Here is a 1373-nt window from a genome sequence, read left to right on the forward strand (position 1 = left end):
GGCAAGAGCTTTTTCAATCGATTCACACATTGGGACGGTGCGGTCATATGTCCGGCCTTTGCGCGCGGCACATGGCCGCTGGCCTCGATGAGATCCGCGAAACGAGGAGCCAAATCAAGTTTACGCGCTTGAGCGCATTGGGGGCAGTGGCTTCACTCGTCTCGGGATTTCGTCCCATGGGTTCATCGCCTGTTGTTGCACCTTGCCCTTTGCCGGCCTGCGCCGGTCAGATCGTTTTGGCGGTCACTGCATCCATCAGACGGCGACCGCGGTACTCACCAGTGGGGTCGGGACGCCGATAAGTCCCGCCCCTATTCAGAAGCGCCCAGATGATCCGCGCTGTCTTGTTGGCCTGCGCCACCGCTGCGACCTTGAACGGCCGTCTGGCGAGAAGCGCCTTCAGCCACGGCCGCGTCCGAGCGTCGTTTCGGGCAACCCGCAAGACGGCTGTTGCCCCGACGACAAGGAGAGCGCGAAGTTCCGGATTTCCCATCTTCGATATTCGTCCCAGCCGCTCTTTGCCTCCGCTTGAATGAGAACGCGGCGTCAATCCTAGCCAGGCAGCAAAGTGGCGAGCTGACTTGAACCCGCCGGGACACAAGCGCCTTGATGGTTGCCGCCGTAATGGCGCCGACACCAGGGATCGTGGTCAACCGACGCATGTCCTCGTCGCGCTTGCCCTCCATGACGATTGCGCGCTCGAGCCTGTCGATCTGGTCGCCTGAAGCTTCGATCTCATCGGCAATAGCCATCAGGGCGAAGCGCGCTGCTGCGGGCAGGCGAGCATCTGTCTCGTCCCGCACGATCGCGACCAGCGCCTCAATCCTTGCCAGGCCGGCGGTGGCGATGATGCCCAATTCGGCCAGATGCGCGCGTAAGGCGTTGACCGCCTGCGTTCGCTGCCGCACCAGAAGGGCTCGGGTCTTCAGCACCATCGCGGCAGCCTGCTGCTCGACCGTCTTGATCGGGACGAAGCGCATGGTCTTTCGGGTCACCGCTTCGCTGATGGCCTCCGCGTCCGCCGCATCCGTTTTGCCTCGCTTGACGAAGGGTTTGACATAAGCCGGCGGAATGAGCCGCACCTCATGACCGAGAGCTGCGATCTCGCGCGCCCAATAGTGGGAGCTACCGCATGCTTCCATCCCCACTAGGCATGGTGGCAGCTTCTCGAAGAAACGCAGAACTTCGCTGCGCCGCAGCTTCCGGCTGAACACGGGCGAGCCCTCGGCATCCGCGCCGTGAACCTGGAAAACATGCTTAGCCAGATCCAACCCGATGGTGATAACCTGTTTCATGGAACGGTCCCTCCTTTGTGGCGTTCGAACAACGACCACGTTCTAGCACTTTGATGCTGTTGGAGCGGGCCGTTCCAC

1 pseudogene is annotated in these 1373 nt (G+C 61.9%); it reads right to left on the reverse strand.

Annotated features, from left to right (window positions below):
- Positions 1 to 226: 226 nt before the first annotated feature.
- Positions 227 to 1295 (reverse strand): annotated as a pseudogene (locus tag IVB12_RS26805) (IS110 family transposase).
- Between the last annotated feature and the right edge of the window lie 78 nt (positions 1296 to 1373).

It is taken from the genome of Bradyrhizobium sp. 179 (assembly GCF_023073535.1).
Classification (GTDB): Bacteria; Pseudomonadota; Alphaproteobacteria; order Rhizobiales; family Xanthobacteraceae; genus Bradyrhizobium.